Raw genomic sequence first — 1,124 nt, forward strand, 5'->3', positions numbered from 1 at the left:
TAGTGTCCTGAGTCGGGGATTCGTTTGCAGTATGCGGCGACTTTGTCGAGGATTTCGTCTGCGGTCTTGGTCCAGGTGAACGGTCGTGGGTTGTCGTTCCAGTCGGCCAGCCAGGCACGGATGTCGCGTTCGAGAGCCTGGACGGAGCGGTGGACTCCACGCCGCAACTTCTTGCTGGTCAGCTCGGCGAACCACCGCTCCACCAGGTTCAACCACGATGATCCGGTAGGCGTGAAGTGCAGGTGGAAGCGGGGACGGGCCAGCAGCCACTTCTTGATCGCCGGTGTCTTGTGGGTGGCGTAGTTGTCCAGGATCAGGTGCACCGCAAACTTGGTGGGAACCTCCTTGTCGAGCTTGGTCAGGAACTTCTTGAACTCAGCGGCGCGGTGACGGCGGTGGAGTGAGCCGATCACCTTGCCGCTGGCCACCTCCAGGGCGGCGAACAAGGTAGTGGTGCCGGCACGAACGTAGTCGTGGCTGCGGCGTTCAGGCACCCCGGGCATCATCGGCAAGACGGGCTGGGATCGGTCCAGTGCCTGGATCTGCGACTTCTCATCCACGCACAGCACCAGCGCCATCTCCGGCGGGTCGAGATAGAGACCGACCACATCGCGGACCTTGTCGATGAAGAACGGGTCGGTAGACAGCTTGAAGGTCTGCGATCGGTGCGGAGCCAGGGCGAACGCCCGCCAGATCCGTGAGATGGCCGACTGGGACATCCCCGTCGCCGCGGCCATCGACCGGGTCGACCAGTGGGTGGCGTTCGCCGGCTTCTCTTCAAGGGTTTTGACAATCACCCGCTCGACGTCAGCATCGGTGATCTTCCGCGGTCCGCCAGGCCGAGGCTCGTCGCACAGGCCATCCAGGCCGCATTCCAGGAAACGCCGCCGCCACTTGCGGACGGTGTCCGGAGCGATCCGCAGCCGACGCGAAACCTCCATGATGGACAAGCCCTTGGCGCACTCAAGCACGATCGTCGATCGCAAAGACAGGGCCTGCGCAGTTGAGCGGCGACGCACCCACCCCTCAAGCACTTTCCGATGAACGTCAGTTACCGTCACCGGCGGGATCTTCGGTCCTCGTTGAGTCACATACAACCAACGACGAAAACCCGACTCAGGACA

General features: G+C 62.9%; 1 protein-coding gene. It reads right to left on the reverse strand.

What is annotated here, in order from left to right; genetic code table 11:
- On the reverse strand, positions 1–1,091 hold a 1,091-nt coding region (locus ACO1BR_RS44125), incomplete at its 3' end, for an IS630 family transposase (RefSeq protein ID WP_426800754.1).
- Positions 1,092–1,124: the final 33 nt, after the last annotated feature.

This window comes from Streptomyces sp. YGL11-2, assembly GCF_050054615.1.
Classification (GTDB): domain Bacteria; phylum Actinomycetota; class Actinomycetes; order Streptomycetales; family Streptomycetaceae; genus Streptomyces.